The organism is Candidatus Cryosericum hinesii, assembly GCF_003570985.1.
In the GTDB taxonomy this organism is placed as follows: domain Bacteria; phylum Caldisericota; class Caldisericia; order Cryosericales; family Cryosericaceae; genus Cryosericum; species Cryosericum hinesii.
This window is the reverse complement of the sequence record NZ_QXIW01000031.1, coordinates 117,016-143,201: the sequence shown is the minus strand read 5'-3', so window position 1 is coordinate 143,201 and position 26,186 is coordinate 117,016. Positions and strand designations below refer to the sequence as shown.

The following is a 26,186-nucleotide window of genomic DNA, read 5'->3' as shown; positions in this document are numbered from 1 at the left end:
CCCCACTTATCACCCGCATTATGTGAGCATCTGAAAGAGGCTCTGTGTCAACGTTTGAGCTTCTTCCTGACCCCCGTGGCGCTCGCAGCCTTCGCTTCAGAACCAGACCCGGTGTAGTGCGAAGCAACCCTGGTAGGAGCGGAAGGAGCTTTTAAAGCACTATTCGGGCTGGTGGCCACTACAGGAGCCTTCACACTTCGCCTGGCGCCGACAGCCGGGGTCGCCGACCTGCCAAAGGTCCCACGCGCACCGGTGACCACGGCCAGCCGCTTTTCCACCAGACCCTTGCGGGCCTCAAGCGGCTTCAGCAGCTCGTCACACGTCAGGTCAAGGTTGATCGGCGTTACAGAAACGTAGTCGCTGATCAGTGCATAGCCATCGCTGCCAGGCTTGGCATCGTGGGGACCCGAGTTGCCGGCAATCCAGTAGTACGCCCGACCGCGCGGGCTGAACTGCTTCTCCACGAAGTTCTCGTAAGCCCTGAACCCCTGTTTGGTGATCATGACCCCCTTGACGTCACTCAAGGGGACGTTGGGAACATTGACGTTGAGGATGGCGGGTGCCTTGACCAGATCGGCATAGAACGCTGGTTCGGCCAGGATCTCCATGAGTACCGCCGCCGCCGTCTCAAAATGGTGGGGCTCCACGCCGTGCACCATGTCCAGGCTGACCGCGATGGACGGATGCCCCTGGCGGAGTCCTTCGAGGGCGGCACTGACGGTCCCACTGTAGAGAACGTCCACCCCGACGTTCGGTCCATGATTGCACCCGCTGATCACGATATCCGGCGGATTGTCCTTCATCACGTCGAGCAGAGCTACCAGGACACAGTCGGTAGGAGTCCCGCGAAGAGCAAAACCCTTCAGACCGCACGGCATCGTCACCTCGCGGATCGGCAGGATGTCACCCAGCGTAAGAGAATGGCTGGAGCCACTCTGGTTGCCCTCCGGGGCAACAACCGTCACGTCGTACGTTGCTGCCAGTGCCGCTCCAACGGCGTTGATACCGTTGGCAAAGATGCCATCGTCGTTGGTGAGCAGGATCCGTATGCGTCGAACCTTCCTGGTTGCGCTCATGTCAGCTCCTTAGAACTCGTACGTCACGCCTTTCTTCAATGCGATAGTGTCCTTGATGTACCCGTTTAGTGCCTCGGGCGCCTTGGAATGCATAGGCACCAGAACGCTGGGGTCTGCCCGCATGACCAGATCCCTGATATCGAGTTCACTCGCATGCCCGGGGGTAGCGATGCGGTAGAAGTCCATCCTGAAGTCCTTGACCCACTTCATGAGAACAGTATAGTTCGGATCGTATTGCCCGAGTGGTTCACCGCCGGACTGGATGAAAACAGTATGCGGGACGGGGTTGATCTCTACCAGCTCGCCAAGGTCGGAAAAATCAAGCTGCAGCATGTACTTGCCGGGTTCAGCGGCGATGTCAGTCGCGCGCAGCGCGGTTACCAGATACTCCTGCTCGAACAGCCGATAGTCAGGCGCCAGGTACTTGCCCGAACCACGCCTGACAAGGTATACTTCGGCGTTCCTGATGAGTCGCTCGAGCTCGCTGTCGAAACGGGCGAACTTTCGGGCCATCAGCATGTGCTGTGGCTGCAGGACCATTGTCCGTCCCGTCTTCTCCGCGACGCGCAGGAACACCTTGAGACGATCCGTGTCGAGGATGTAATAGTTGGTCAGCACGAGGCCGGGAGCCGTACCGACCACCCTCGTGGCAAGCTCCTGGATCTCACCCTCCGTCAGCTGGTCGATACTGCCGAACCCCAGTCTGGTCCCCTCGGTGAGAAGAACCGTCCTGGCATGCTGCTTCTCCTGACGCATCAGCTCGAAGAAGGTGCGCACCCGCTCCGGATGCTTGCCGTGCAGGCGATAGTCGCCTGTATAGATGATCGACGTGACCCCACACCGCACGATGAATCCGAGGATGCCCAAGATGTCGTGGTCGCTGCGGACCGGCAGGACTTCGCAGTTCCCAATGTGTATGACCTTGTCGTGCTCGAACACGGTCACAGGACGCTGATCCATGCGGAGATCGAACTCACCCGTTTCGTCGAAGAACCGCAGAACCTCAAGCGTTTCGGCGCTCATGTATAGCGGGACATTGACGTCCACCAGCGGCAGGAACCCGAAATGGTCGATGTGCCCGTGACTCAGCAGGATGCCGTCCACCTTGCCAGTGTCGAGGGTGGCACCGAATTCCTGCTGAAGAAACTGAGCTTGGGCCGGAGGATACAGGCCGGCCATCGGCGGCAGATTGCCAAACCGGAGATAGTCGCGGATCTGCAAATATGCCGCTGGTCTCAGGCGGTCGCTGAAGTGGTCCGTACCGCCAAAAAAGTCCTTGCCGAAGTCGAGAAACAGGTTTGTGCTGTTGTACTGCAGGAGAGTCTTGCTCCCGCCTATCTCGTTTACCGCGCCGTAGAAGGTCAATTTGACTGACATACTTCCTCCATGCAATCCAGGTACGAGCACAACCATCGTGCCCTGTGCAAAGCTAAATATTATACCTACACGTCCGCGCCCGACAAGTCGCCATGTTGCACTTGAACGTTCTCGTGCGCTTCCACCTTTGCTGAAACGACCGGGGGAGCCATCTCCGTTGCAAACAGGGAGCCGCTGACTAAACTGACTGAGATACCAGGGTCTGCTGAGCCAAAGGGTGTACCGTTCCCGAGACTGGTGGAAGTTCTTGCAGGAATGCGGCTCCCTGGCACCCGTGCAAATCCGCAAGCGGAGGAAGACATGGCGAAAGTCGTTCTGGAAAATGTGACGAAGCGCTTCGGCAAGGTCATCGCTGTCAACAATGTATCCCTGCAAGCGGAAGACAAGGAGTTTCTCGTCCTGCTGGGCCCGTCCGGCTGTGGCAAGACGACGACGCTGCGCATGATCGCCGGCCTGGAGCTGGTCGATGGGGGAAAGGTCATTATCGGCGATGACGTCGTCAATGATGTTCCACCTGCCGCCCGCGACATCGCCATGGTATTTCAGAACTATGCCCTGTATCCGCATATGACCGTACGCGACAACATCTCGTTTGGTCTCAAGCTGCACAACATCCCGGGAAAGGAAATCAACGACCGTGTTGCCGAAGCAGCACAGATGCTGGGCCTGCAGGACTACCTCAAGCGCGTCCCCAAGGAGTTGTCCGGCGGACAGCGCCAGCGTGTCGCTCTCGCCCGTGCCATCGTGCGCAAGCCCAAGGTCTTCCTGATGGACGAGCCCCTGTCCAATCTGGACGCCAAGTTGCGCGTGCAGACCCGCGAAGAACTGATCAAGCTGCACCAGACGCTGGGCGTCACAACGATCTACGTGACCCATGACCAAGTCGAAGCCATGACCCTTGGTTCACGCGTCGCCGTTATGGAAAACGGATTCCTGCGCCAGATCGGCAAGCCGCGCCAGGTGTACGACAATCCAACCAACAAGTTCGTCGCCGGATTCGTCGGCACTCCTCCCTCCAACTTCATCCCCGTGAACCTGGTCCTGTCCCCGACGCCCGCTCTGGACATCGAGGGGCAGCACATACATTTGTCCGCCGGCCAGCAGCAGGCCGCCAAGTCCGTGCCTGCCGGCAGCTACACGTGGGGCGTCCGGCCCGAGGACCTGCTGATCGACGGCCAATCGAACGTGCCCGAAGTTGCGGCTACGTTCAATGCGAAGATCTCGTTTGTCGAAATGATGGGCAGCGAGACCTTCATCCATACGAACCTTGGTGGCGCCCCTGTCGTCGTACGGGCCAGCAGTGCATTTGAATATATGCAGGGCGACATGGTCAAGCTCGTCGTGAATGTTGCGAGGACGCACCTCTTCCATACAGACTCTGGAGTAGCAGTCTTCTAGCTGTAACACTCTCACAAGAATGGAACCGTCCCGAGAGTGTTACACTCCCAGTCCCGCCACAAAACAGGAGATGAAGCGATGAGCGAACAGAACGAGTTCAGCGGGGACAGCAGGTACGACTGCATTGTCGTTGGAGCGGGTCATGCCGGGTGTGAAGCAGCTCTGGTCGCCGCGCGTGCTGGACTCCAGGTACTTGTCCTCACTGGTTCGATGGACGCCATCGCGTGGATGCCATGCAACCCGGCCATCGGCGGCCCTGGCAAAGCACAGATCGTTCGCGAGGTCGATGCCCTGGGTGGCGAGATGGGGCTCAACGCAGAACGGGCACTGACCCAGATCAAGCTGCTCAACACCTCGAAGGGGCGCGCGGTGCAGAGTGTGCGCACCCAGTGCGACAAATGGGAGTACAGCGCCAGCATGAAGCAAGTGCTGGAGAACCAGTCAAACCTGACGCTCAAGCAGGAGCGCGTGGAGCACCTGCTGACACAGTCTGGACATATCGTCGGCGTGGTCACCAATTATCACGTCCGCTATGAGGCGGACACCGTCATCCTGACGACGGGCACATACCTGGGTGGCGTCATCCACATCAGCGACATCGCCATCCCCGCCGGGCGCGCCTGGGACTTCGCCAGCAGTGGCATCAGCGACTCACTCCGCGAGCTCGGCTTCGACGTCCAGCGCTTCAATACCGGCACGACGCCGCGCATCGACAAGCGGAGCGTGGACTTGAGCAAGTTCGTGCTGGAGGAGGGTGACAGCACCCCCCTGCACTGGTCCTTCCGCAGCAAACCTCGCGTCTGGGAGCACCAGTTGCCCAGCTACCTCAACTGGACCAACGCACAGACTATCGATGTCACTCGCAAGTACATGCACCTGTCACCATCCGTCATGGGACTCATGGTCCACGTCGGCCCGCGCACCTGTCCCAGCATCGAGGAAAAGGTCCGCTGGTACCCCGACAAGACGCGGCACCAGCTGTTCCTTGAACAGGAAGGCCGAAACACGAACGAGATGTACGTGCAGGGCATGTATATGAGCGTTCCCCTGCCGATGCAGGAGGAGATCCTGCGCACCATCCCAGGCATGGAACACGTGGAGATCATGCGACCCGCCTACGCCATCGCCTACGACTACGTCAACCCGCAGGAGCTGAAGCTGACATTGGAGACGAAGCGCGTGGAGGGTCTGTTCCTGGCCGGCCAGATCAACGGCACGACAGGGTACGACGAGGCGGCGGGCCAAGGTATTATCGCGGGCATCAATGCTGCTCAGAGGGTCAGGGGGCGTGACCCCTTCGTCCTGCGGCGCTCGGACGGCTACCTGGGCGTGCTCGTCGATGACCTCACGACCAAGGAGCTCGTCGAACCGTACCGCATCACACCCAGTCACTGTGAATACCGTCTCATCCTGCGGGAAGACAACGCCGACCTGCGTCTCACGCCTCTTGCCCATGAGCTGGGCATCATCGACGATGCCGCCTATCAGCGTGTCGTGTACAAGCAGCAGGAGTTGGACCGCCTCAAGGAGGTCCTGCGAGCCCGCATGCTGAACCCGGATGGCCCGACGCTCGGAAGGCTTGCTGCTCTTGACGTTGGTCCCATCCAGACGCCGACGTCCCTTGCCACACTGCTGAAGCGCCAGGACTTCTGGAGAAAGGACCTGGTCGCCCTGGTCCCCGACCTCGCAGACATTGACGACGAGCTGCTGGAGGAACTGGAGACCGAGGTGAAGTACGAGGGCTACATCGTCCGCCAGCAGGCCAAGGTGCGCGACTTGTCGCAGCTCGAGAGCTACGCCATCCCGGAGGACGTGGACCTTGCGCTGGTACCGTCCCTGTCAAAGGAAGGACGCGAACGCATAGTGGCAGCGAAGCCACAGACGCTGGGCCAGGCGTCCCGTCTCAGCGGTGTCCGCCCTGCCGACGTCGCGGTACTGTTACATTATCTCCAGAACCGAAGGCACACTGCAAAGGAATCACCAACCACTGATAATGGGAGCTAACTGATCAACGATTTCGGATAAGCGGCCGCCCCAGCACAACAGATGATCAGGATCTACCGTCTCGCATAGAGTCCGGCAAGCTTGGGCATCTCAGCAAACAACGCGTTCGCTGCCGTATTGTCACCGTCGGCATTGGTGAAGACGATCACGCCGATGTCCCGCGAGGGCTGCAGCAGCACGAATGTGTCGAAGGTGTCACACGTCCCGCGGTGCCAGCTCGTCGGAACGCCGTCGATCAACTCCTCATGCCATCCACAACTGTACGCCAGGACCGGTTGGTGGAGACGCTGGATGCCCGCCGCCGACAGCACACTTCCATCGATGTTCTCTAGTCCTGCGAGATGCAGCCGGGCGAAGACGCTGTAATCCAGGATGGACATGCTGACATCGCCTGCCGGGGCGAGGACAGTGGGCACCCTGTAATTGTCCGACGGGTTGTGCGGCGTGACCACGCCGTTCTTGATGCGGTGGCCCCAAGGTTCGTCGTCACCAGACAGAAGTGGCCAGCCATACGCGGCTCGTATCTTCAGCGGACCAAACACACGCTGCTGCATCAGTTGCTCCCATGTCTTGCCCGTCACCCGTTCGGCGATCGCTGCGGCCACGGCGTATCCAGCATTGGAATACCGATACACACCTGCCCGACCGGCAGGCGGGCTCGTCAGAAGCATGCGTGCAAATGCCTGCCGCTGCTGCGCCGGCGTCCCGGTAAACGGGGGAATGCTCGCCCATTCGGGATCCGTCGTGTAGCCTGCCAGCCCCGACGTATGGGTCACCAACTGCTCCAGCGTCACATTCTTGTATCGTGGATCCATGGTGGATGCAATGGCAGGGAACGCCTGTGTCATGGTCATGCTCCAGCTGAGTTTCCCCTCCTGGACCAGCGTCGACAGCATTGTCGCTGTCATGGCCTTGGTCATGGAGCCTAGATGAAACAGGTCCTGCGATGTGACCGCGGCTGTACCACCAGCCTTGCGCACGCCACCCACGGCAACATCCACGACGCTGTCCGCGCGGATTACACAAATCTCCAGCGAGGGCAACCTGTACGTCTCGCGGAGGGTGAGAACGTCCAACTGCAGCAAGGTGGGCCGCCGGGGAATGACAATACCCGCCAAGGGTGGGGTAGGAGTCTCCAACTGCAGCGAGGTGGGCCGCGCGGGAATGACAATATCTGCCCGGAGTCGGGTGGGAGCGTCCGTACGCAGAACCGGTCCAGTGAAGGCCCCCGCTGCTGCGACCAGCACCACAACCGCCATGCTTATCCATCCGCGCCTCGTACGTCTGCTCATTTGTTTATTGTACCACTGGATCAACTGGAACTTCTCCAGAAGAACCTCTCGCGCGTCTCGAATCCTTCCTGGGAGATCCGGCCGTTGCAGGAGAAGCCGAATCATAGTAGGATTGATTTGGAAACGCCTGCGTGTCGGGAGGTCGTTCGTGAACATCGAGCTGGAGTTCGAGAGGGTAGACGAGGTTCTCGGGGTCGCACGCTCGCGTGGCGTGGAGCTGATCTTTGATACGGGCAATGGCATCGACAAACAGGGCCTGTGGCCGATGGAGGTCCTCGTAGCATCCCTGGGTGGATGCCTGAACTTGGACCTGGGAGCAGCAATGGAGCTGTCCGGATATCCCGTAGAGAAGCTGACCATGACATTACAAGGTCACCGGGATGACGACATTCCCTGCATCGACGCTGCATCGTGTCACATCGACGTGTGGTCGGCATCTCTGTCCCAACAGGCTGCCGAGGAATTGCTATCGTATGCCCTGGGGCGCAGCACGGTCTACAATACACTGGCCAAAGCCGTCAAGCTGGATGTCACCATCACCGCTCACTCGTCGTGAACATAGCTGGAACCTTCACAGTCCAATAGGTGTAATTGGAAATAATTCTGCAATTTTGGAGGTACACATGACAAGAAGAACTATTGGACTCATAAGTATTATCTTGGCAGTTGTCATCGGTATGGGCGCGTTGATGACTGTTCCTGCAGTATATGCAGAGACAAAGACAGTTGCCCCAGGGCAATCAGTCACTGCAAAACGGCCGGTCATAGCAAAACGGACTCTTACACCTGCTGATAAAGCAAACCTTCTGACGCTGAAAGCGTTGTACAAGCAGATCGGAGACACTGCCAAGCTGATCCGCGACAAAGTCAAAGCCGACAAGGCAGCTGGCAAGGATCTGACCACGTTTACCACTGATCTGAAGACCGCCCTGAAGGACGCAACACATAGAGCAGTCTCTCGCGGAATCATGTTGACCGAAGCGGAACGTACTGCGCTGGCTGCAATGCAAACGTCCATTCGTACATTTGAGCAGCAGCTGAAGACACAGCGAAAGGCCAAGGCGCCCCAGGCAACACTTGATGCAATCAAAGTGCAGATCAAGGCTGCCGTCACTGCACGTACTGCTTATCTCAAGAGTATTCGTACCGCTGCGCTGACAGACTACTCCAGCCGTCTCGTCACGCTGATTGCGAACGCCAACGTGAAGCTCACTCTCCTGCAAGGTCTCCTCGCCAGGCTTCCGTAACAGCTAGATAGTTCTGCATGACCGGCGGGCAGGTGCCATAGCACCTGCCCGCTTTCCCGTTTCCAGGGAGCTCTCGCGATCAGCAAAATGCATCTGGCAACGAAGATGCCCAGGTGCTATACTGCCATCAAGGTGGTGATGCCCATGAGAAGAAGCACTGTTCTCCCGTTGTTGGTCCTGCTCCTGTCCATCGCTGGCTGCAGATCCGGACCCATGGAGTCGCATGAGGGTAACGTCAAGGTCACACTCCCGGCTCGTCAGCAAGCGGTCACGTTCGTCAAGCAGACCGACGGCTCGTGGAAAGGTAGTATCCAGACGACCGGCAGCGCCCGTGCGTTTGAGGCTACAGTCAGCTGGGAAGCGACGCAACAGCTGTCATCTAACGTCCTGACCTCTCTGGGTCAGGGAAGCTTCATGACGTCGGCGGGGGCCCCTGAATTCGGGACGTTCGACCAGATGCTGATGCTTGTTGGGGCAGCCTCGGAGCCGGCCCCGGACGGCAAGGGATCCCTGCGCATCTTTATTACCAGCATGAAGGATGGCAGTCAGCAGGATATCGTCGACATCCCCCTCGTCCTGACGTTGGCGCCTTAGGAAGGGAACAAACGAGGTCTACTCATAGTCTAAGAACTGCAGGGAAATGTCCCGAAGAAGCGAGGTAGCTGCAGCTGCCGCGTCCGATGAGGGACCTGATCCTGCAAGTGGTGACGGGAGGGCCGTGCGTAGGCTCTCCCGTCACTGCGTTCAGTAGCCGGCGTCCCTTGTCACGCCGGCTATCGTCAGAGTCTCGCTTGCGGCAGTTCGAGGTGACAGCAGTCCGTCAGCACAGCAGTGAGGTCGTCCTCTGACCCATCCGGGTACGACACGTCAGGGATCAGCTGCCACGATTCGACGTGCTCCATGGCCTCGCCGGGTTGCAGCGTCCGCAGGGGAGACAGCGTCTCCATCTCCAGCATGAAGTCGGTCGTATAGCTCTCGCAGTTCACGCCGAAGTCTGGATATGTCTCTCCCGGGACAAAAGGGAAACGCTTCACGAACACTGAATGCTTGTTGAAGTAGGCAGCCCACCCGGCCTCATTCGTGAGGCCCAGCTTGAACGGCGGTTTGGCTGTCGGGTCCTGATGCAGCACGACAAACCGGTCTCCCCAGCGAACGCGCGCGTCGTCCATACGCGCATAGGGCCACAGGGAAACGCAACGGTTGGGCAACAATCCAGTATCGACTCGTGTCTGCGGGATGACTTCGACGCCCCCGGGTGCCATTACGGTGATGGCCCATGCAGCCAAGCGAACCGGCCACAGTCCCTGGTTGATCAAGCGGTGTGTCAGCGTCACGCCTGTTCCGGTCGGGTCCAGCGACACGTCCAGTTCCTTCTGGATCCCTGTCGCCGTCTCGAGAGCGGGCTTCAGACGTATGAGACCTTCCACTTCCTCGAACGGCACCGGTGCATTGTCGGCCTGGTATGTTCGTGGGCTTGCCTCGGGGCTATGCCACAGGCGATGCCCGCCGAACGTATGCCACGTGTCGCCGCCGGTGATCCCGTCCTCGTCGCGGACCTCACATAGAACATTGTCCTTGCCCTCGAACCCATACCGTACCACGCGCGGTCCGACGTCCGTCGTCAGCACCAGGTCCACGGTACCATTGTTGAGTCGCAGGCAATGGGGCCAACCCCGGAATGCAACTTGTTCAGTCATCATTTCCTCCTGCAAAGTTAGAGAGGCCGCAGCATGTCCGGCAACGGCCCATTGGTCATCCATGCCCGCACCACCTGAGCATACAGGCTGGGATCCTGCACCGGCCAGTTGTGACCGTGTCCCGCAACGATAAACGCGCGTGCCGATGGTGCCGCGGCCACCAGGTCGTGAGCTGACTCCTTCATGACCTTCATCTCACGTTCTCCCACGGTGATCAGTACCGGACATGTGACAGAACCTAGTCCAGGTGGAACACGGAACGCTGCATTCTCGACCGTCATGCGCCGGTATGATGCGGTGGTCAGCGCCGCCGTCTCGCGCGCAAAGTCGCTCTCAAACTTGTCGGGAACCTCCAGGGTCTTCATGTTGGCCCGCACCAGCCACCGCACGTTCCGCATCGGCATATACAGTGGCAGCATCGCGTTCACGAGCCCGACGCCGGCAATGGGTCGTACCAGCGTTCCCGACGCAAACGCACCGAGAACGACGTCCGGGCGAGAACCCAGCAATGACACGGTCACCTGAGCCCCCAGCGAAAGACCTGCGACAAAAGCCTTGCCCCCGTGTGCGCGCTCCGTGATGAGGTCCGCGACCAGGCGCGCCGTTCCGGAAATCGAGAAGAGACCCGCATCCTGACTCTGCCCCTGTTCCGGCATGTCGGGTACCAGCAGATGAACCTCAGACAACGCAGCCATCGTGTCGCGCCACATCCAGCCGCCGACGCCTGCTCCGTGCAGCAGAACAATGGTCGGTGCCCCTGCCGGTCCCACTTCCTGAACATACATCCCCATATCCTGCCTCCGCGCCAAGGCCCAGTCTGAAACATGCTCGGCACACGCTCAGTGTATGCCTGCCGGGTAAACGCGCAAGAACGGCGAGCTCCCATAGTGCCCCGGAATGGCAGAGGGAGAAGACAGAAGCCCTCTTCCTCGATTCATGTAGTGTTGCGACGTATCCTAGCCGATGACGGCCTTCTCGACAAGGAGCTCGCCACGGGCGAAGCGGCGGAAGTTGTAGTGTTCGATGTCGATGCTGGGCTTGCCGTCGGCGACGTACTCGGCCAACAGTCTGCCGACGATCGGACCCATCATGAAGCCATGTCCTGAGTAGCCGTTGGCCTGGAAGAAGCCCGGGACCTCGTCGATAGGGCCAAGCACGGGATGGGCGTCGGGTGAGACGACGTAGTAGCCTGCCCACTGACGCATCAGCTTGACGCCGGCAAGGCGCGGCACGATCTCGCACGCTTCACTGGCGAACTTGGTGAGGAACTCGAACGTGGAGTCGATGTCCGTGGCGTTTTTGTCGTCATTGTCGGTACCACCAACGACGTTGCCCCGGTGTGTCTGCAAGTAATAGAGTGAGTTCTTGACCAGCATGGGGCCCAGGAACTGCTCGAGAGGCTCCGTCGCCATGATCTGGTGCTTGTCGAGGCGGTAGGGGAGGTCAACGCCGAGCATGGCCGCGATGCCCTTCGAACCGGGTCCGGCAGCATTGACGACGTTCTTTGTCTCGATGTTGCCCTGGGTCGTATGTACGGTGAACGTGTGAGCGGGGGTCGTCTCCAGCTGAAATACATGCGTCGTGGTCAGAATGTCCACCCCCAGGCGCCGCGCAGCCTGTGCGTAACCGGTGACAGTGTCAAAGGGGAAGGCCATGCCATCCTTGTCATACCACTGGCCGGCAAGGAAGGAATCGGTGTTGAGCGACGGACAGATCTCCTTGGCCTCCTGGCGGTCGATGATGCGGCTCATGACGCCGTGCTTGTTCTGGAATGCGACGTTCTGCTTCGCCTTCTCCACCAGTTCGGGCGTGTCCCACAGGAAGAGATAGCCGCACGCCTTGAAGTGGATGTCGTACCCCAGCTCGTCGGACATATGCGTCCACATCTCCTCGGCTTCCCGAAGCAGGACAATTTGATCAGGTCCGGTGAACTGGGCGCGAATACCCGAACCGCAGCGGCCGGTAGAACCACTGCCCAAATAGCACTCCTCCAGGACCGCGACATCCTTGTAACCCCTCTTGGCAAGTTCGTAGGCGATGGCGAGCCCTGAGATGCCCCCGCCGATAATGACGCAATCGTACCTACTTTTCATCGTCCGCCTCCCTGCCCTTCACGAAGAAACCGATGGGTACAGGATCGACCGGCGGACGCGTCGTGGGGGTCATGATCTGGTCGAGCGTCCGGCCCGTTTCGCGCGCGAGAATCTGTGCCGCAAGCAAGATACAGGTCTTGCCCTGACATGGTCCGAGGCCGAACTTGGCGTAACGCTTGAGCGACTGCAGGTCGGCATAGCCTTCGTGAATGGCGTCTTTGATCTCCTGCACGGAGATGTCCTCACACCGGCAGGCAATCGTCTTCTCGTCTTCTCTGGTCATGTCGTTACCCCACTTTGATGTTGCGCACCTGTTCACAGAGAGCAGGATTGTCGAACTCGACAGAAATGAGCGATGACCTGCTGACAGTGTCGGCAGGCAGCACAAACTTGACGATCGCGCTTCCCAGCGAAGCTCCGTCGCGACCAAGCAGTGTAACCGTGCTGCCCTTGACGGGCAGGGGCAGGTACTCGTACGGGACCGTGACCGACGGCTTCGCCTTTGACTTGTCCTGGATGAAGATGGCAAGACCGGGGCAAACCTTGAGGCAGCTCATGCATCCCGTGCACTTGGCAAAGTCGACGTGCGGGATGCCGTTGATGCCGTCCATGATGATGGCGTCGAACTTGCAGGCGCTGACACACGGGTTGCAAGGGATCTCCTGGATGCACTCGATGACAGCGACTGGTCCCTTCTTCTCGCGCTCTTCGGGAGGGAGAAAATCGTTCTCGCGCAGATACGTAATATCGATGATTCCGGTTTCAAAGTGGTTCATTCAAGCACCTCGACGCATTTGAGTCCGATACAGATCTTGACGCCGAACGGTCCGGCCCGGAGGTCATCCAGATTGTGCCTGGTCTCCTTCTGTTCTTCGACCGGCACATCCATATGTCCAAGGTCGTACGCGGCCTGGAGTCCTGCAATCTTGCCTTCCATCATGGCGGTGGAGGCCTCTTCGATGCCGGAGGCGTCACCTGCGGCAAAGATGTCGGGATTGCTGGTACGCATCGCCCAGTTGCGCTTGGCGACCCAGCCGCCCAGCTCACCCGTATAGGCGAGATCCAGCTTTGCCTGCTCGAGAAGCTCGGTGGAAGGCTTGAGCCCCGCAGACAGACAGATCGTGTCGCACTCGACACGCTGCTCGGTGCCGGGAATCGGTTGCCACTTCTCGTCAACTTCGGCAATGATCGCCGCTTCGACGTGGTCGGTGCCGACCGCTTCCAGCACGGTATGACGCGTCATGATGCGGACGCCGTTCCGGGCAATCTTGCTCGCGTGGACGAGATACCCGCCCACCCGTGGCGCGCCCTCGATGACCCCAACAACCTCAATGCCTGCCTGCATCAGCTGGTAGCTGACGATGAGGCCGACATTGCCCGCACCGACCATCAGGACCTTGTTGCCAGGCTTGATGCCATAGACGTTCATCAGCGTCTGCGCGGCTCCCGCCCCGAAGACGCCTGGCATGTCGTTGTTCTTGAACATCAGCATCTTCTCGGCTGCGCCCGTGGCGACGATGACCTTGCGAGGGTGGAAGAGAACCGCATGGTCCTGGTCAGCGGCACAGACAGAACCCTGGAACCACCCAAACGCGGTGAAGCCGCTGTAGACAGTGATGTTGGACGTCGCTACGACCTCCTCGATCAGCTTCTTCGCGATGGTGACGCCGCGCGTCCCGGCGTTCTCTTTCGCCGAGCCGAAGAACTTGTGCGTCTGCTTGACCAGCTGGCCACCCAACTTGGGGTTCTGATCCAGCAGGATGACGTCCGCACCGGCCTTTGCCGCCCAGAGAGACGCTTCCAGACCCGCCGGCCCGCCGCCGATGACCAGGATCTCTGCGTTCTTCTCCTTGACACCCTTCATGGCAGCCTGCACGTCAGGGAACTTGCCATCACCGTGCTGCGTCTCGACCTCCATCCCATCCCGCACCTGCAGGACGCAGGTACGCGTATTGGGGATCCCGTCAACGCGCATCATGCAGGATGAGCACTTGCCGATAGCGCAGAACATGCCCCTGGGGCGATAGAACCGGGAGGAGGTGCTGTACTGCTTCACGCCAGATGCATACAGAGCCATCGCTACTGTTTCCTGGGGGTAGGCGGTAATCTGTCTGCCGTCGTACGTGACGTGTACCGGGTTTCCCCGGTTCCACGCAAGGATCGGATGCGTGGCAATGCGATTGTCTTCCACCTTTTTCACCTCTCCGATGCGAATTGGTTTCCTACACTTGCAGTATAGAACCACCCATGCCTTTTTTCTACAAGACAGTGAAAAAACGACAACTCTCAGACGCAGGACGACGTCTCCGAGCGTACAAAACGAAGGGTCAACAAGATATTGACCCCGTCCGGGTTCTGGGTTGATCGGTGGGGTTGATATTGTATTTTTTTCTGCATCTATCAACATGGAGCAGAACCTCAACCCCAGGAGGTACAACAGAAAAAACGGACTCCGACAAAATGGTACGGCACGACAAGCTCTACCGAAAAAGCTCGTGCACGACGATATCGATCTCACCACATTCGCGCGAGAAACAGGAGGTAGGAGAATGAGAAAGACCGTATCAGTCGTACTGGTTTGTATGCTTGCCGCAGTACTCTTCCTTTCCGGCTGTGCCAAGAAGACTGGTGACACCGGAACGATCCAGATAGCGCTGCAAGCCCCCATCACTGGTGATTATGCTTATGAAGGTCAAATGGCAAAACAGTCGGTCGAAGTTGCCACTGAACTTATCAACAAAGCCGGCGGCGTCCTGGGACGTCAGATCGCCGTCACGGTCGTGGATGACGGTTCCAACCCCAAGGACAGCGCAATCGCAGCCCAGAAGGCCGTCTCAATGAAGGTTGTCGCCGTTATCGGCAGCTACGGGTCTTCCGTCACCCAGCCGGCCGCAGACATTTATGAGAAGAACAAGATGGTCTCGGTAGGCTATGGCTGCACCGCGGTCGGTCTGACCATGGACAAGCAGCGCACGTACTTCTTCAGGACCTGCGGCCGCGACGATGCCCAGGGTTTGTTCTTCGCCAAGTACGCCGTCGAAACGATGGGTGCCAAGAGCATCGCCATCATGCACGACAACAGCACGTTCGCCAAGGGTGTCGCCGAGGAAGCCAAGAAGGCACTCCAGCCGTACCTTGACGCGAAGAAGACCGAAATCGTCTACTATGACGCCATCACCCCTGGCGAGAAGGACTTCTCGGCTGCCGTCACCAAGCTGCGCGATACCAAGCCTGATGTATGGTACTTCACTGGCTACTACCCCGAAGCCGGCCTGCTGATCCGCCAGGCACACGATGCCGGTCTGACCTGCCCGTTTATTGGTGGAAACGCCGCCATCAATGACGACTTCGTCAAGATCGCCGGTCTTGATGTTGCCAAAGGCGCTCTCATGACACAGGAGCCTCTCGTCACCGATGTCACGACCACCATTGCTGGGCAGTTCCGCGACCTGTATCAGCAGAAGTTCAACGCACTCCCGTCCAGCCCGTGGCCAGTCTACGCTGCTGACGCCTTGTACGCCATTGTGGGCGCCATCGGCAAGGCCAATTCCACGGATGCAGATGCCATCGCCACGGCCATGCACACCAACATGACCGGGGTGGAAGGCGTCACCGGCCCCACATTGTTCACAGCGCAGGGCGACCGCAAGGACGTTCCCTACAAGATGTATGAGGTCGCTGCCGACGGAAAGCTTGTCATCCATAAGCCATAGTCTCGAATCCTGATTGAAGCGAGGTCACCATGGCCACGTTCTTTGAACAGTTGATAAATGGCCTGACCATCGGTTCGTTCTATGCACTGGTGGCATTGGGCTATTCGATGGTGTACGGTGTCATGAAATTGATCAATTTTGCCCATGGTGACCTCTTCGCCCTGGGTTCGTATCTGGGCTACACCCTGCTCATCGCGAGTTCGTCCTGGGTGACGGTCCACTTCGGACTCTGGGGAGGAATGGCCATAGCGATGCTGTTTGCCTTCGTGGGCATCGGCCTCGCAGGCGTCCTGATGGAACGCATCGCGTATCGCCCCGTCTATCCAGCAGGTCGACTTTCGCTGGTCGTCTCTGCGCTCGGTATGTCCATCTTCCTGCAGAACGGCATCATGGCCATCTGGGGTTCCCGTCCCCAGGCTTATCCCGCAGCCGTCGTCCCCTCAACACGATTCTCCCTCCTGGGACTGCCGGTGACCAGTCTGCAGGTCGTCATCCTGCTGCTCTCGTTTACGCTCATGCTGGTCATCTGGTTCATCGTCGAGAAGACGACATTTGGCGCAGCCATACGCGCCACTGCTCTCGACCGCAGCACTGCGACGCTGATGGGCATCGATGTCCGCGTCGTCATCTTCTTCATCTTCGCCCTGGGCCCTGCCCTCGGCGGTATTGCCGGCGTCATGAATGGCTTGTACTACCGTGCCATCAGTTTCAACATGGGCTGGACCTACGGCCTCAAAGCGTTCACTGCCACCATCCTGGGCGGCATCGGCAACATCCCGGGCGCCATGATCGGCGGGTTGCTGCTGGGACTTATGGAATCACTCTTTGCCGGTTACATCAGTGGAGCGTGGAAGGATGTTTTTGTCTTCGTCATCCTGATCGCTGTTCTCCTCTGGCGACCGACCGGGTTGCTGGGCGAGAAAACAGCGGAAAAGGTCTGAGACCGCTGCCATGGGAATCACAGAGAATATCCTCAAGCGTGTCGGCCTGGGGGTGAACAAGCCCTCTGGTGACCAGCCCTCCACATTCTGGTCCAGGAACCGTGGGTGGCTCCTGCTTACCATCACCGGGGCGCTGTTCGCCGCATATCCATTCCTGCCGTTCATCTCCGACTACTGGATTGACGTCGCCTTCTTCGTAGGCATCTATGCACTGCTGGGCCTCAGTCTCAACATCGTGCTGGGCGAGGTCGGCCTGTTCGATCTGGGGCACACCGCGTTCTATGCCGTCGGCGCCTACGTCACGGCCATCCTGAACACGACCCTGCACGTGCCCATCATCGTGCTGTTGCCACTGAGCGCCCTGATCGCTGCCGGGTTTGCGTTCCTGGTGACATCGCCTGTCATCCACCTGAAAGGCGATTACCTGTGCATCGTGACCATCGGCATTGGCGAGATCGTGCGTCTGACCATGATCAACAACCCCTTCAACCTGACAGGCGGGCCCAACGGCATCAACGGCATCGGTGGACCAAACCTCTTCGGGCTTGCCATCAATTCATCGACGCAATTCTATTTCTACACCTGGATCATCATAGGGATCGTCGTCTTCGGCCTGGTGCGCCTGCAGCATTCCCGCATCGGCAGAGCCTGGAACTACATCCGCGAGGACGAGACCGCAGCTGAAGCAAGTGGTGTGGACGTGCGTTCCTACAAGCTGCTGGCGTTCGTGCTGGGTGCCGCGCTTGCGGGTATTGCAGGCAACATCTACGCGTCCAAGCAAATGTCTGTCTCACCACAGAGCTTTACCTTCATCGAGTCCTCGCTGCTCTTCTGCATCGTCCTGCTGGGCGGTCTTGGCTCTATCCCCGGCAGTATCCTGGGGGCAGCCGTGGTCGTCGTGTTCCCCGAGGTCTTCCGTCAGTTCGCCACCTACCGTCTGCTGTTCTTTGGACTCGCGCTCATGCTGATGATGATCTTCCGCCCCGGGGGCATGTGGCCGCGCAAGCGAGAGGGCACCGGACTGGATGGTCTCGGCATCCGGGGTCTCCCCAAGAAGGATGAAGACCTCATCCCACTGGGAAAGCCAGACCCTGCCATGCTCAAGCCGTCCACCACAGCCGTCGTCAGAGGAGTGAAACTCCCACCCGTGACCGTGGTCATGGACGAGGGGATGTTGCTGCAGACGCACGGCGCTACCCTGAAGTTCGGTGGGCTGACCGCAGTAAACAACTTCGACCTGAACGTGCGTACCGGAAAGATCACGTCCCTCATCGGGCCCAACGGCGCCGGCAAGACGACGCTGTTCAACATGATCACGGGCATCTACAAACCTACGTCGGGGCAGATCGACTTCCTGGGACGCGACATCACGGGCCTCAAGCCCCATACCATTATCAGCTACGGCATCGCCCGCACCTTTCAGAACATTCGGCTGTTCCCGTCGCTGACCTGTATCGAGAACATCATGTCCGGCCCTCATTGCCATGCGCGGTCCGGGACATGGGCCGCCATTATGCATACGATCGGCGAAGTCCGTGAGGAACGCGACATCGTCGCGACGGCTGCTTACCGCCTCGACCAGGTAGGCCTGTGGAAATACCGCAACGAACTGGCCAAAAACCTGCCGTACGGCAAGCAGCGTTACCTGGAGATCGCCCGCGCACTCGCGACCGCTCCCCACCTTCTGATTCTGGACGAGCCCTCCTCTGGACTCAACGACAGGGAAAGCGAGGATTTGATGGTCCTGTTGCAGGCCCTTGTCAAGGAGGGATTCACGCTGCTGCTCATCGAGCATGACATGCAGGTCGTCATGGGCATCTCGGACTGGGTTGCCGTCATGGATATGGGGCAAAAGATCGCCGAAGGTCTGCCCAAGGACATTTACAACAACCAGCGCGTCATCGAAGCCTATCTGGGTAAGGAGGATGACTGACATGGCGACAGTACTGGCCATAAAGAACCTTGTCGTCAACTATGGAACCGTGCAGGCCCTCAAGGGAGTCGACGTCGAGCTGGGCGAGCACGACATCGTCGCCGTGCTCGGCGCAAACGGGGCAGGCAAAACGACTCTGCTCAAGTCCATCTCACGCATCCAGCCCATCAAGGGGGGTTCCATCTCGCTCAAGGGGCGGGATCTTGCCACAGTACAGGCTTTCCGCCTCGCGGGACTGGGCATCGCGCATGTGCCCGAGGGCCGGCATGTCTTTTCGACCCTCACGACGGAGGAAAACCTGAACCTGGGTGCCTACGGCGTCCGCAGTCTGCCGGCCGGCAAGGAACTGGAGAAAACAAAGGAATGGATCTTCACCCTCTTCCCCATCCTCAAGGAACGGCGCAAGCAGCTGGCGGGGACGCTCTCGGGTGGTGAACAGCAGATGCTGGCCATCGGACGTGGACTCATCTCTAAACCCCGCGTCCTGTTGCTCGACGAACCATCTTTAGGACTTGCCCCCATCATCGTCCAGGAGATCTTCCGGGTCATCCGGCAGATCCACGAGGAAGAGGGCGTCTCCATCCTCCTGGTGGAACAGAACGCCCGCAAGGCACTGGGTGTCGCACGTTACGGCTACATCCTGGAACTCGGCAAGGTCGCCATCGAGGGCAATGCCTGCGACCTCAAGAACGACGAGCGCGTCCGCGCCGCCTACCTTGGGGGCTCCAAAGTCAATTGCTGACCTGAACCAGCGTTCCTCCTCTCCGGGGTCCGGTGTGTGCCGGGCCCCATTGCCTGTACAACAGACTCGAGGATACACCGCAGACGCAGACAGCCGGTACCGATGCACCACCTTGAACAACGTGTTGATTGGCATACCATGTGAATGGATTCACAGCCAACCGGGAGGTAGAAGGTGAAGACCATCGAGGAAATGCGACAGGCACACAAGGTCCTGGCGACGTATTCATTTACGCCGGGAGGTGTGCACGCCGGCTACACCGATCGGCGACTGTACGTCGACTTGACCACAAACACCATCGAGGAACGCGCCATCGAGCCCATGGTACGAGAGAAGTTCACGGGCGGGCGTGGTTATGGCATGTACTATCTGTGGCAGGCCGTCAAACCTGCGACGCACTGGAATGATCCTGAGAACGAACTCATCTTCACGGCCGGACCACTGACCGGCCTGACGCAGTATCCTGGCTCCGGCAAGACGCACTCCGTTACCATCTCTCCTGAGACCGGTGTTCCTGTCGACAATAATGGTGGCGGCTTCTTCGCCCCTTTCATGAAGTTCTCCGGCTTTGACTGCATCGAGATCCAGGGCAAGGCTGCTCAAGACGTCATGCTTGTCATCGACGGAAACAAGGGCTTCGTTACGATCGAAACAGCTCCAGATGAACCGACCAACAGCTACGACCTGCCAGAGGTCCTGCACGCCATGTACGCCGATGGTGATGACGACCGCAAGAATGTCAGCGTGGCCACCTCTGGCGAGGGTGCCGACCACTCGCTGCTGGGTCTCATCAATCTCAGCTACTGGGACGCCAAGCGGAAACATACCCGTATCAAGCAGCTCGCTCGCGGCGGACCCGGCACCGTCTTCAGAGACAAGGGGCTCAGGGCTGTCGTCATCCATTTCAGCGGGACGACGCCAACGCTCAACTGCCCAGTCGACATGGAGCCTATCAAGCTCGCCGGCGGGCGCATGAACAAGGAGATTCTCACCCTTGACCATACCCACAGCCGCATGCGCGAGATCGGCACCGGCAACACCGTCGAGATCCTGGACAAGTGCGACGTGCTGCCCGTCATGAACTACAAGTTCGGGTCGGACCCGCGGACAGAGAAGATCAAGAGCGATGTCTGGCTTGGGCTGATTTCCCAGGGCATGCCGGACGGCTGCTGGCTTGGCTGCTCCATGTCGTGTGCCCACGGCGTGGACAACTTCGAACTGCTCACCGGCCCCCTCAAAGGACAGAAGGTCCTGGTCGACGGCCCGGAATATGAGACGATCGGCGGCCTGGGAACAAATACCGGCAGCTTCGACCCTCACTTTGTCCTGGAGGCCAATTTCTACTGCGACTACTACGGCCTCGACCTGGTGGCGGTCTCCACATTACTGGCCTTCTTGATGGAATGTTACGAGAACGGCATCCTTACGAAGGAGATCACCGGCGGTCTCGACCTCCACTTTGGCAGTGACATGGACGCGCTGGAACTCATCCACCAGATCGGCGAAGGTCGCGGCTTCGGCAAGGTCGCCGGGCTTGGTATCCACCGTCTGAAGAAACTGTTCATCGAAGAGTACCATGCTGACGCTCAGTTCGTGAATGACATCGGTATGGAAGTCAAAGGTATGGAAGTCTCCGAGTACAACTGCAAGGACTCGCTGGCCCAGCAGGGCGGGTACGCCATGGCGTCCAAGGGACCACAGCACGACGAGGCGTGGCTCATCTTCATGGACCAGGTCAAGGGCCAGCTGCCCACGTTTGCCGACAAGGCTGAGGCCCTGTCCTTCTTCCCGCTCTTCCGTACCTGGTTCTCGCTCATGGGACTGTGCAAGCTGCCGTGGAACGACTCGGAGCCCAGGGACAACCACGACCGCTACACTGGTATCGAGGCCGCCAGGATCCCCGAACACGTTGAGAACTACCTTCTGCTGTACACGGGCATGACCGGTCATGCACTCGACCTCGATGGGCTCCTCGCCCAGAGCAAGCGTGTGTACGATTTCCAGCGCCTGTTCAACCTGCGCATGGGACAGGGGACGCGCAAAGACGACTGGATGCCGTACCGTGGCATGGGACCTGTCACCGAGGAGGAATACCTTTCCCGGCAGGAACGCTATGACAAGCAATTGGTTGAAGCCGCAAAGGTGGACATCGCGGGTATGAGCCTGCAGCAGAAGATGGCAGCCCTGCGCCAATACCGCGAGTCGCAATACCGCCAGCTTCAGGACGCGGTGTATGCACGGCGCGGCTGGGATGCCGACGGAGTCCCCACGCTGGAGACAGTGAAAGCGGACGGTATCGACTTCCCCGAACTTGTGGACCTCATCGAGAAGCACACACACAAAGCATAGTCTTCAGCCAGATCTGCCACATCAGAAAGCCCGGCCTCGACGAGGCCGGGCTTCTTTGCTGTTCAGGAGAGGCGCATCGTCTACAGTTACAGGACCCAGTTGAAGAAATACCCCACGATGAGAATACCGACGCCCACGACACCGATGAATGTTGCAAGCAGCCTTGGCTTGAGAACGCGGCGCAGGATAATCATCTCCGGCATCGAGAGTCCAGTGACAGCTACGCGACCATTTCTGATGAGTTCACGACCTGATGGTTCACGTACATTCTTACGTGAGTTGACATGAAGGTTGTGTGGTGATCCTGATGGCGACATCCCAGTTGAACATTGTGAATAAATGGACAGTTGCTTCTGGTTGAAGTTGGCAAGTTGCGCAACTATGCTTCTATCGAGACATAAAACGCTCGTTGTCTCAAATAGAAATGGAGGCGTCAACATGGCAATGACAACATTCAAGGCTATTTCGCGTAAGCTCCCAGGGGGTCTTGCAGTCGAGAGCGAGTCCCGCGGCTTCAAGGTGATCATCGATGAACCGCCGTCGCTGGGTGGCACCGATACTGGCATGAACCCGGTTGAGGGTCTACTGGTATCTCTGGGTTCCTGCCAGTGTATCGTCGCCGCTGCGTTTGCTAAATCTCAGGGCATCGATCTCAAGGAATTCTGGGTCGAGCTCGAGGGAGATCTGGACACTGACGGGTTTCTCAAGGGAGATCCGAACGTGCGTCCCGGCTACCAGGAAATCCGGTTCACCATGCACATCAAGACGGATGCGCCCCAGGATAAGGTCGAAGCATTCCAGAAATTCATCCAGAGCCGCTGCCCGGCCGGCGATTCACTTGGAAATGGCGTCAGTTTGAAACCAGCGACCATCGTTATCGACAAGTAGTCGCCTGTCCTGTCAGATAGCAAGTTTACAGAAGCTCCGCCATAAGGCGAGGCTTCACTTAGAGAAAATGGTGGATATTTTCGAGTAGATTCGTTTTATATTTCATGGACATTCTAGATGAGTCGATGCGCTTAGTGTAATATCTGTGAGGGAAGTGACACAATGATTATTGCTTTCGCATCAAAAAACCACCTTGGATTAAACAGTGATCTGGGCAGTAACATTTCTCAATCGGAATATATCACTGTTGTGGAGATCGAAGGCGGTAAGCTCAAGAAAGTGACAAACGTGGAAAATGTCTTTTTCAAGCAAGAAGTAGATGCAGTAGCGTTTGCTGAGTTCATTAAAGAGACGAAGGCAGAGAAATTGGTTGTATCGTCTGTTGAGAATGCAGACATAGCGAACGAGCTTCTTAAGGGCAATGTATTGGTGCAGGAGGGAAGTGCGGGCAGAATTGCAGATATGTTGAAGACTTTCCAAAACATTGAAGCGAGGTGAGTGGAATGGCGAAAAATTGGTATCCTATAGTAGATAAGGATAAATGCATTCAGTGTCACGAATGTGTAAACTTCTGTTCCCATGGCGTTTATGCAATTGATAAAGACGGATATCCGGAAGTAGTAAATCCAGACAACTGTGTTGAATTCTGCCGAGGATGTTCGAAGATTTGTGATAACAAGGCTATTAGCTATTTTGGAGAGGGGAGGAAATAGGTATGAGTAAAAAAGGATTACTGTTGTGCGTGTGCCAGGGGACATGTCCATCATTTCAAGCGATGGACACGTTTGAAGTCTTGAACACCTTGAGGAGAGAGAATATATTCGAATGGGTAGGAGTCCACCCACAGCTCTGTGCAGAAGATGGAGACCGATATCTCAGGGAATTGCTCAAAGGGGCTGAGATCGATGAACTCTATGTTGCTGCCTGCGATCCTGCGATGCAGAAGAAGATGTACAGAGATGCATTTGATAGTGCGGGATTTGCAAGAGACAAGCACATCGGCATCGAAATACGAAATATGAATACGGAACAGGTGGTGAACAAGATACGAGAGGCGGTCTCGGAAAGAGAGCAGTCAGAGAGCAAACCGGCGTAGGGCGAACTTCCGACGATTGCCGACAAGGCTGAAGCTCTCTCCCTATTCCGAACCTGTTTCTCACTCATGGGATCGTGCAAGCTGCTGTGGAACGGCTCAGAGCCCGGCCTCGACGAGGCCGGGCTTCTTGCTGATCCAAATTGGGTGTCCTGCGGACGGTTACAGGACCCAGTTGAAGAAATACCCCACGATGAGAATACCGACGCCCACGACACCGATGAATGTTGCAAGCAGCCTTGGCTTGAGAACGCGGCGCAGGATAATCATCTCCGGCATCGAGAGTCCGGTGACAGCCATCATGAAAGCCAGCGTTGTCCCTAGAGGCAGACCCTTGGCCCACAACGCCTGAACGACAGGAATGACGCCCTCGGCATTCGAATAGAGAGGAATACCGATCGCAACGGCGATGAGAACCGCAAAGGGATTGTCACGACCTGCGTATCTGGCCAGGAAATTCTCGGGAGCGTACCCATGGATGAATGCACCGATGGCAACGCCGACCGCCACCCATGGAGCCACTTTGCGGAAGATCTCGCCCACGTATCTCCAGCTGGCAACGACGCGATCCTTGAAGGTCATGGGAGCATCCCCTGCAGCAGCGCCGACCTTGATCATGTAGACATAATCCTCAACGTACTTCTCCATGTGAAGCCGAGTGATGATGACACCCGACACAATCGCGATAAGGAGCCCCACACCCACATAGAGCAAGGCGACCCTGGCTCCAAACAGTCCCCATAGCAGCACCATCGCGACCTCGTTGATCATAGGGCTTGCCACCAGAAACGAGAATGTCACCCCAAGCGGTACGCCGGACTCCACGAATCCAATGAACATCGGAATGGCAGAGCACGTGCAGAAGGGGGTGAAAATGCCCAGAGAAGCAGCAAGGACATTGCCGACGAACTGGTGCCGGTGAACGAGTAGACGTTTGATCTTTTCGGCGGGAATCCAGGTTCTGAGCATAGCAACCACAAACACGATAACGACGAGGAGCAGGTAGATTTTAGGGATGTCGTACACGAAGAAGTGAATGGCTTCCGTTATCAGGCGCCCCTTTGGCAGGCGCAAAAGCGTGTAGGTGAACCAGTCAGCAAACAGTGTCAGCATAGCAACCTCCGTTGATATATCGGTGTTTAAAAAAAGGCGGTCGCCCGCCCTCCGGCTACCCCGTCAGGCGCCAGCGCCGACGATAGTCCCTGTTGCTTCCTTTCGTCCTATGTTGACAGCAATCCTGTCAAGGCTTGTGTCAACTGAAGAATGCGGTCCTCGACGCGCGAGTAGTACACGAACTGCCCCTCCTTGCGAGCAGAGACAAGCCCAGCCTCGCGCAGGACCCTCAAGTGATGCGAAACCAGGTTCTGTGGGATACCGAGCGCGTGCTCGATGTCGCAGACACACAGTTCTCCGCCACGCAGCAACCTCAAAATCTTGATGCGCTGCAGGCCCACCAGAACTGACACAAACTTCGCCTGCTCCTCGCATACGGAGTTCCAGTCCGTACCTATGTCCTGTACTCCACTAACCGGCACACGCTGGATCATGTCACAACTCCCATTGATTCAATGTACATTGATATATTATGTGGAGGTGTTGCGTTGTCAAGACCCAGACACTGGATGATGCGAACCTCCTGGAACGCATATACCGAACGACACTAGATTGGTCGATGTGGGTCATCAGTCACCTTTGGTTAGTTACCGTAGCAGTTGGGTTCAGATTGGCAGACCAAAAACGTACTTGAGACAGTAGTAGATGCCGACCGGCACGAAGATGGCCCCGGTGGCCCTGCGGACACCCTCAGCTCGAGACTGGTCATCTTCTCGAAGAAGCCTCGCTCAGGGAGCTGCTGACCCGAGGCGCTCTTCACGGAACGAAATAGGCTTCAAAGAAGACCACCACGACAATCAGCAGTTTTCGATTTGGACTCAGCTCTCTACTTGACACGTTTCAATTCATCACAGATGAGTGTCCGGACTTTCTCGGTGACATTGTCGATGACGTCGGCCGTAATGGCTGTCTTGCCCTTTTCGATACCAAGATCCGTCGTAGCAACGTGCAGCTGACGGATGCCGAGTTTATCCATGATCTGTTTGCCACACGACACTGGGCAACCATCGATCACGACCACCAAGTCGGCAGTACGTGCAGTCTCTACATATCCGGAGTTGCCTGCTCCCACCGCTGCCAAACACGTCATCTTTCCTACTCCGTCAGCAAAGAGCTTTCGTGCGATTTGATCGGCAAGATAGCCCGTATTCGCAGCGCCAGAACAGGAGTAAAGAAGAACCTTTGAACCAGATGTGCAAGAGCTTTCCATAGTAGTAGCCTCCTTGGTCA

General features: G+C 58.0%; 26 protein-coding genes. 14 read left to right on the top strand and 12 right to left on the bottom strand.

What is annotated here, in order from left to right:
- Positions 1-47 precede the first annotated feature (47 nt).
- Both surE and SMC3_RS07255 read right to left on the bottom strand, forming a co-directional pair.
- Positions 48-1,076 (bottom strand): 5'/3'-nucleotidase SurE, encoded by a 1,029-nt coding sequence (surE, locus tag SMC3_RS07260; protein ID WP_119089968.1) that lies wholly within the window; start codon positions 1,074-1,076, stop codon positions 48-50.
- 9 nt (positions 1,077-1,085) lie between these two features.
- Positions 1,086-2,453 carry an MBL fold metallo-hydrolase gene (locus SMC3_RS07255; RefSeq protein WP_165846660.1) on the bottom strand — a complete coding sequence of 456 codons (1,368 nt, stop codon included), beginning with the start codon at positions 2,451-2,453 and terminating at the stop codon, positions 1,086-1,088.
- A 300-nt stretch (positions 2,454-2,753) separates the two neighbouring features.
- Here SMC3_RS07255 and SMC3_RS07250 point away from each other — a divergent pair, with 300 nt between their 5' ends.
- Both SMC3_RS07250 and mnmG read left to right on the top strand, forming a co-directional pair.
- Complete coding sequence (locus SMC3_RS07250; RefSeq protein ID WP_119087159.1) at positions 2,754-3,851, top strand: ABC transporter ATP-binding protein; 1,098 nt, start codon at positions 2,754-2,756, stop codon at positions 3,849-3,851.
- A 78-nt stretch (positions 3,852-3,929) separates the two neighbouring features.
- Complete coding sequence (gene mnmG, locus SMC3_RS07245; protein WP_119087158.1) at positions 3,930-5,855, top strand: tRNA uridine-5-carboxymethylaminomethyl(34) synthesis enzyme MnmG; 1,926 nt, start codon at positions 3,930-3,932, stop codon at positions 5,853-5,855.
- 53 nt (positions 5,856-5,908) lie between these two features.
- Here mnmG and SMC3_RS07240 read toward each other — a convergent pair whose 3' ends face one another.
- Entirely contained in the window at positions 5,909-7,114 is a 1,206-nt protein-coding gene (locus SMC3_RS07240; protein WP_207799714.1) for a serine hydrolase domain-containing protein, read from the bottom strand.
- 181 nt (positions 7,115-7,295) lie between these two features.
- Here SMC3_RS07240 and SMC3_RS09400 point away from each other — a divergent pair, with 181 nt between their 5' ends.
- The 3 genes from SMC3_RS09400 (at position 7,296) to SMC3_RS07225 (ending at position 8,988) form a co-directional block, all read left to right on the top strand.
- A complete protein-coding gene (locus tag SMC3_RS09400; RefSeq protein WP_165846658.1) occupies positions 7,296-7,703 on the top strand; it encodes an OsmC family protein in 408 nt (135 codons plus the stop codon).
- Between the two features lie 67 nt (positions 7,704-7,770).
- Entirely contained in the window at positions 7,771-8,394 is a 624-nt protein-coding gene (locus SMC3_RS07230) for a hypothetical protein (RefSeq protein ID WP_119087156.1), read from the top strand.
- Positions 8,395-8,538: 144 nt separating this feature from the next.
- The gene (locus SMC3_RS07225; RefSeq protein ID WP_165846657.1) at positions 8,539-8,988 is read left to right on the top strand and encodes a Gmad2 immunoglobulin-like domain-containing protein; all 450 of its coding nucleotides are present in this window, start codon (positions 8,539-8,541) and stop codon (positions 8,986-8,988) included.
- A gap of 185 nt (positions 8,989-9,173) precedes the next feature.
- Here the strand turns inward: SMC3_RS07225 and SMC3_RS07220 are convergent, their stop codons facing one another.
- The 6 genes from SMC3_RS07220 to SMC3_RS07195 form a co-directional block, all read right to left on the bottom strand.
- Positions 9,174-10,091, bottom strand: a complete 918-nt coding sequence (locus SMC3_RS07220) for a DUF4380 domain-containing protein (RefSeq protein WP_207799713.1) — start codon at positions 10,089-10,091, stop codon at positions 9,174-9,176.
- 17 nt (positions 10,092-10,108) lie between these two features.
- A complete protein-coding gene (locus tag SMC3_RS07215) occupies positions 10,109-10,882 on the bottom strand; it encodes an alpha/beta fold hydrolase (protein ID WP_119087153.1) in 774 nt (257 codons plus the stop codon).
- 165 nt (positions 10,883-11,047) lie between these two features.
- Positions 11,048-12,184, bottom strand: coding sequence for an NAD(P)/FAD-dependent oxidoreductase (locus tag SMC3_RS07210; RefSeq protein ID WP_119087152.1), 1,137 nt, complete (start codon positions 12,182-12,184; stop codon positions 11,048-11,050).
- Positions 12,174-12,467, bottom strand: a complete 294-nt coding sequence (locus SMC3_RS07205) for a (2Fe-2S)-binding protein (RefSeq protein ID WP_119087151.1) — start codon at positions 12,465-12,467, stop codon at positions 12,174-12,176. Before SMC3_RS07205 ends, SMC3_RS07210 begins: the two co-directional genes overlap by 11 nt.
- A 4-nt stretch (positions 12,468-12,471) precedes the next feature.
- Positions 12,472-12,960 (bottom strand): 4Fe-4S binding protein, encoded by a 489-nt coding sequence (locus SMC3_RS07200; RefSeq protein WP_119087150.1) that lies wholly within the window; start codon positions 12,958-12,960, stop codon positions 12,472-12,474.
- Positions 12,957-14,375, bottom strand: coding sequence for an FAD-dependent oxidoreductase (locus SMC3_RS07195; protein ID WP_207799712.1), 1,419 nt, complete (start codon positions 14,373-14,375; stop codon positions 12,957-12,959). Before SMC3_RS07195 ends, SMC3_RS07200 begins: the two co-directional genes overlap by 4 nt.
- 358 nt (positions 14,376-14,733) lie before the next feature.
- On the opposite strand from SMC3_RS07195, the gene SMC3_RS07190 reads away from it, so the two are divergent.
- From SMC3_RS07190 to SMC3_RS07145, 9 genes are all read left to right on the top strand, one after another.
- Positions 14,734-15,897 (top strand): branched-chain amino acid ABC transporter substrate-binding protein, encoded by a 1,164-nt coding sequence (locus SMC3_RS07190; RefSeq protein ID WP_119087148.1) that lies wholly within the window; start codon positions 14,734-14,736, stop codon positions 15,895-15,897.
- 29 nt (positions 15,898-15,926) lie between these two features.
- Positions 15,927-16,838, top strand: a complete 912-nt coding sequence (locus SMC3_RS07185; RefSeq protein WP_119087147.1) for a branched-chain amino acid ABC transporter permease — start codon at positions 15,927-15,929, stop codon at positions 16,836-16,838.
- A 10-nt stretch (positions 16,839-16,848) separates the two neighbouring features.
- Positions 16,849-18,771 (top strand): ABC transporter permease subunit, encoded by a 1,923-nt coding sequence (locus tag SMC3_RS07180; protein WP_119087146.1) that lies wholly within the window; start codon positions 16,849-16,851, stop codon positions 18,769-18,771.
- Between the two features lies 1 nt (position 18,772).
- Positions 18,773-19,513 carry an ABC transporter ATP-binding protein gene (locus SMC3_RS07175; RefSeq protein ID WP_119089966.1) on the top strand — a complete coding sequence of 247 codons (741 nt, stop codon included), beginning with the start codon at positions 18,773-18,775 and terminating at the stop codon, positions 19,511-19,513.
- A 174-nt stretch (positions 19,514-19,687) separates the two neighbouring features.
- The gene (locus tag SMC3_RS07170; RefSeq protein WP_207799711.1) at positions 19,688-21,862 is read left to right on the top strand and encodes an aldehyde ferredoxin oxidoreductase family protein; all 2,175 of its coding nucleotides are present in this window, start codon (positions 19,688-19,690) and stop codon (positions 21,860-21,862) included.
- Between the two features lie 438 nt (positions 21,863-22,300).
- Complete coding sequence (locus tag SMC3_RS07160) at positions 22,301-22,750, top strand: OsmC family protein (protein WP_119089965.1); 450 nt, start codon at positions 22,301-22,303, stop codon at positions 22,748-22,750.
- A 162-nt stretch (positions 22,751-22,912) separates the two neighbouring features.
- Positions 22,913-23,248, top strand: a complete 336-nt coding sequence (locus SMC3_RS07155) for a NifB/NifX family molybdenum-iron cluster-binding protein (RefSeq protein WP_119086904.1) — start codon at positions 22,913-22,915, stop codon at positions 23,246-23,248.
- A 5-nt stretch (positions 23,249-23,253) separates the two neighbouring features.
- Positions 23,254-23,463: a ferredoxin family protein gene (locus tag SMC3_RS09950; RefSeq protein ID WP_119086905.1), complete on the top strand. Its 210-nt coding sequence runs from the start codon at positions 23,254-23,256 to the stop codon at positions 23,461-23,463.
- 2 nt (positions 23,464-23,465) lie between these two features.
- Positions 23,466-23,846 (top strand): heterodisulfide reductase subunit A-like protein, encoded by a 381-nt coding sequence (locus tag SMC3_RS07145; RefSeq protein WP_119086906.1) that lies wholly within the window; start codon positions 23,466-23,468, stop codon positions 23,844-23,846.
- A 159-nt stretch (positions 23,847-24,005) separates the two neighbouring features.
- On the opposite strand, the gene SMC3_RS07140 is transcribed toward SMC3_RS07145, so the two are convergent.
- The 3 genes from SMC3_RS07140 to SMC3_RS07130 form a co-directional block, all read right to left on the bottom strand.
- Entirely contained in the window at positions 24,006-24,956 is a 951-nt protein-coding gene (locus tag SMC3_RS07140; RefSeq protein ID WP_119086907.1) for a permease, read from the bottom strand.
- A 107-nt stretch (positions 24,957-25,063) separates the two neighbouring features.
- On the bottom strand, positions 25,064-25,390 hold the full coding sequence (locus SMC3_RS07135; protein WP_119086908.1) for an ArsR/SmtB family transcription factor: 327 nt from the start codon (positions 25,388-25,390) through the stop codon (positions 25,064-25,066).
- A gap of 392 nt (positions 25,391-25,782) precedes the next feature.
- Positions 25,783-26,166, bottom strand: a complete 384-nt coding sequence (locus SMC3_RS07130) for a putative zinc-binding protein (RefSeq protein WP_119086909.1) — start codon at positions 26,164-26,166, stop codon at positions 25,783-25,785.
- Positions 26,167-26,186 lie beyond the last annotated feature (20 nt).

Bases quoted from the DNA above. Each gene is read 5' to 3' on its own strand.
- SMC3_RS07180 (WP_119087146.1), top strand. From the start codon at position 16,849: ATGGGAATCACAGAGAATATCCTCAAGCGTGTCGGCCTGGGGGTGAAC.
- SMC3_RS07225 (WP_165846657.1), top strand. From the start codon at position 8,539: ATGAGAAGAAGCACTGTTCTCCCGTTGTTGGTCCTGCTCCTGTCCATC.
- SMC3_RS07210 (WP_119087152.1), bottom strand. From the start codon at position 12,184: ATGAAAAGTAGGTACGATTGCGTCATTATCGGCGGGGGCATCTCAGGG.
- SMC3_RS07250 (WP_119087159.1), top strand. From the start codon at position 2,754: ATGGCGAAAGTCGTTCTGGAAAATGTGACGAAGCGCTTCGGCAAGGTC.
- SMC3_RS07255 (WP_165846660.1), bottom strand. From the start codon at position 2,453: ATGTCAGTCAAATTGACCTTCTACGGCGCGGTAAACGAGATAGGCGGG.
- SMC3_RS07215 (WP_119087153.1), bottom strand. From the start codon at position 10,882: ATGGGGATGTATGTTCAGGAAGTGGGACCGGCAGGGGCACCGACCATT.
- SMC3_RS07155 (WP_119086904.1), top strand. From the start codon at position 22,913: ATGATTATTGCTTTCGCATCAAAAAACCACCTTGGATTAAACAGTGAT.
- SMC3_RS07175 (WP_119089966.1), top strand. From the start codon at position 18,773: ATGGCGACAGTACTGGCCATAAAGAACCTTGTCGTCAACTATGGAACC.
- SMC3_RS07185 (WP_119087147.1), top strand. From the start codon at position 15,927: ATGGCCACGTTCTTTGAACAGTTGATAAATGGCCTGACCATCGGTTCG.
- SMC3_RS07190 (WP_119087148.1), top strand. From the start codon at position 14,734: ATGAGAAAGACCGTATCAGTCGTACTGGTTTGTATGCTTGCCGCAGTA.
- SMC3_RS07205 (WP_119087151.1), bottom strand. From the start codon at position 12,467: ATGACCAGAGAAGACGAGAAGACGATTGCCTGCCGGTGTGAGGACATC.
- SMC3_RS07230 (WP_119087156.1), top strand. From the start codon at position 7,771: ATGACAAGAAGAACTATTGGACTCATAAGTATTATCTTGGCAGTTGTC.
- SMC3_RS07145 (WP_119086906.1), top strand. From the start codon at position 23,466: ATGAGTAAAAAAGGATTACTGTTGTGCGTGTGCCAGGGGACATGTCCA.
- surE (WP_119089968.1), bottom strand. From the start codon at position 1,076: ATGAGCGCAACCAGGAAGGTTCGACGCATACGGATCCTGCTCACCAAC.
- mnmG (WP_119087158.1), top strand. From the start codon at position 3,930: ATGAGCGAACAGAACGAGTTCAGCGGGGACAGCAGGTACGACTGCATT.
- SMC3_RS07200 (WP_119087150.1), bottom strand. From the start codon at position 12,960: ATGAACCACTTTGAAACCGGAATCATCGATATTACGTATCTGCGCGAG.
- SMC3_RS07160 (WP_119089965.1), top strand. From the start codon at position 22,301: ATGGCAATGACAACATTCAAGGCTATTTCGCGTAAGCTCCCAGGGGGT.
- SMC3_RS09950 (WP_119086905.1), top strand. From the start codon at position 23,254: ATGGCGAAAAATTGGTATCCTATAGTAGATAAGGATAAATGCATTCAG.
- SMC3_RS07140 (WP_119086907.1), bottom strand. From the start codon at position 24,956: ATGCTGACACTGTTTGCTGACTGGTTCACCTACACGCTTTTGCGCCTG.
- SMC3_RS07130 (WP_119086909.1), bottom strand. From the start codon at position 26,166: ATGGAAAGCTCTTGCACATCTGGTTCAAAGGTTCTTCTTTACTCCTGT.
- SMC3_RS07220 (WP_207799713.1), bottom strand. From the start codon at position 10,091: ATGACTGAACAAGTTGCATTCCGGGGTTGGCCCCATTGCCTGCGACTC.
- SMC3_RS07240 (WP_207799714.1), bottom strand. From the start codon at position 7,114: ATGGCGGTTGTGGTGCTGGTCGCAGCAGCGGGGGCCTTCACTGGACCG.
- SMC3_RS07135 (WP_119086908.1), bottom strand. From the start codon at position 25,390: ATGATCCAGCGTGTGCCGGTTAGTGGAGTACAGGACATAGGTACGGAC.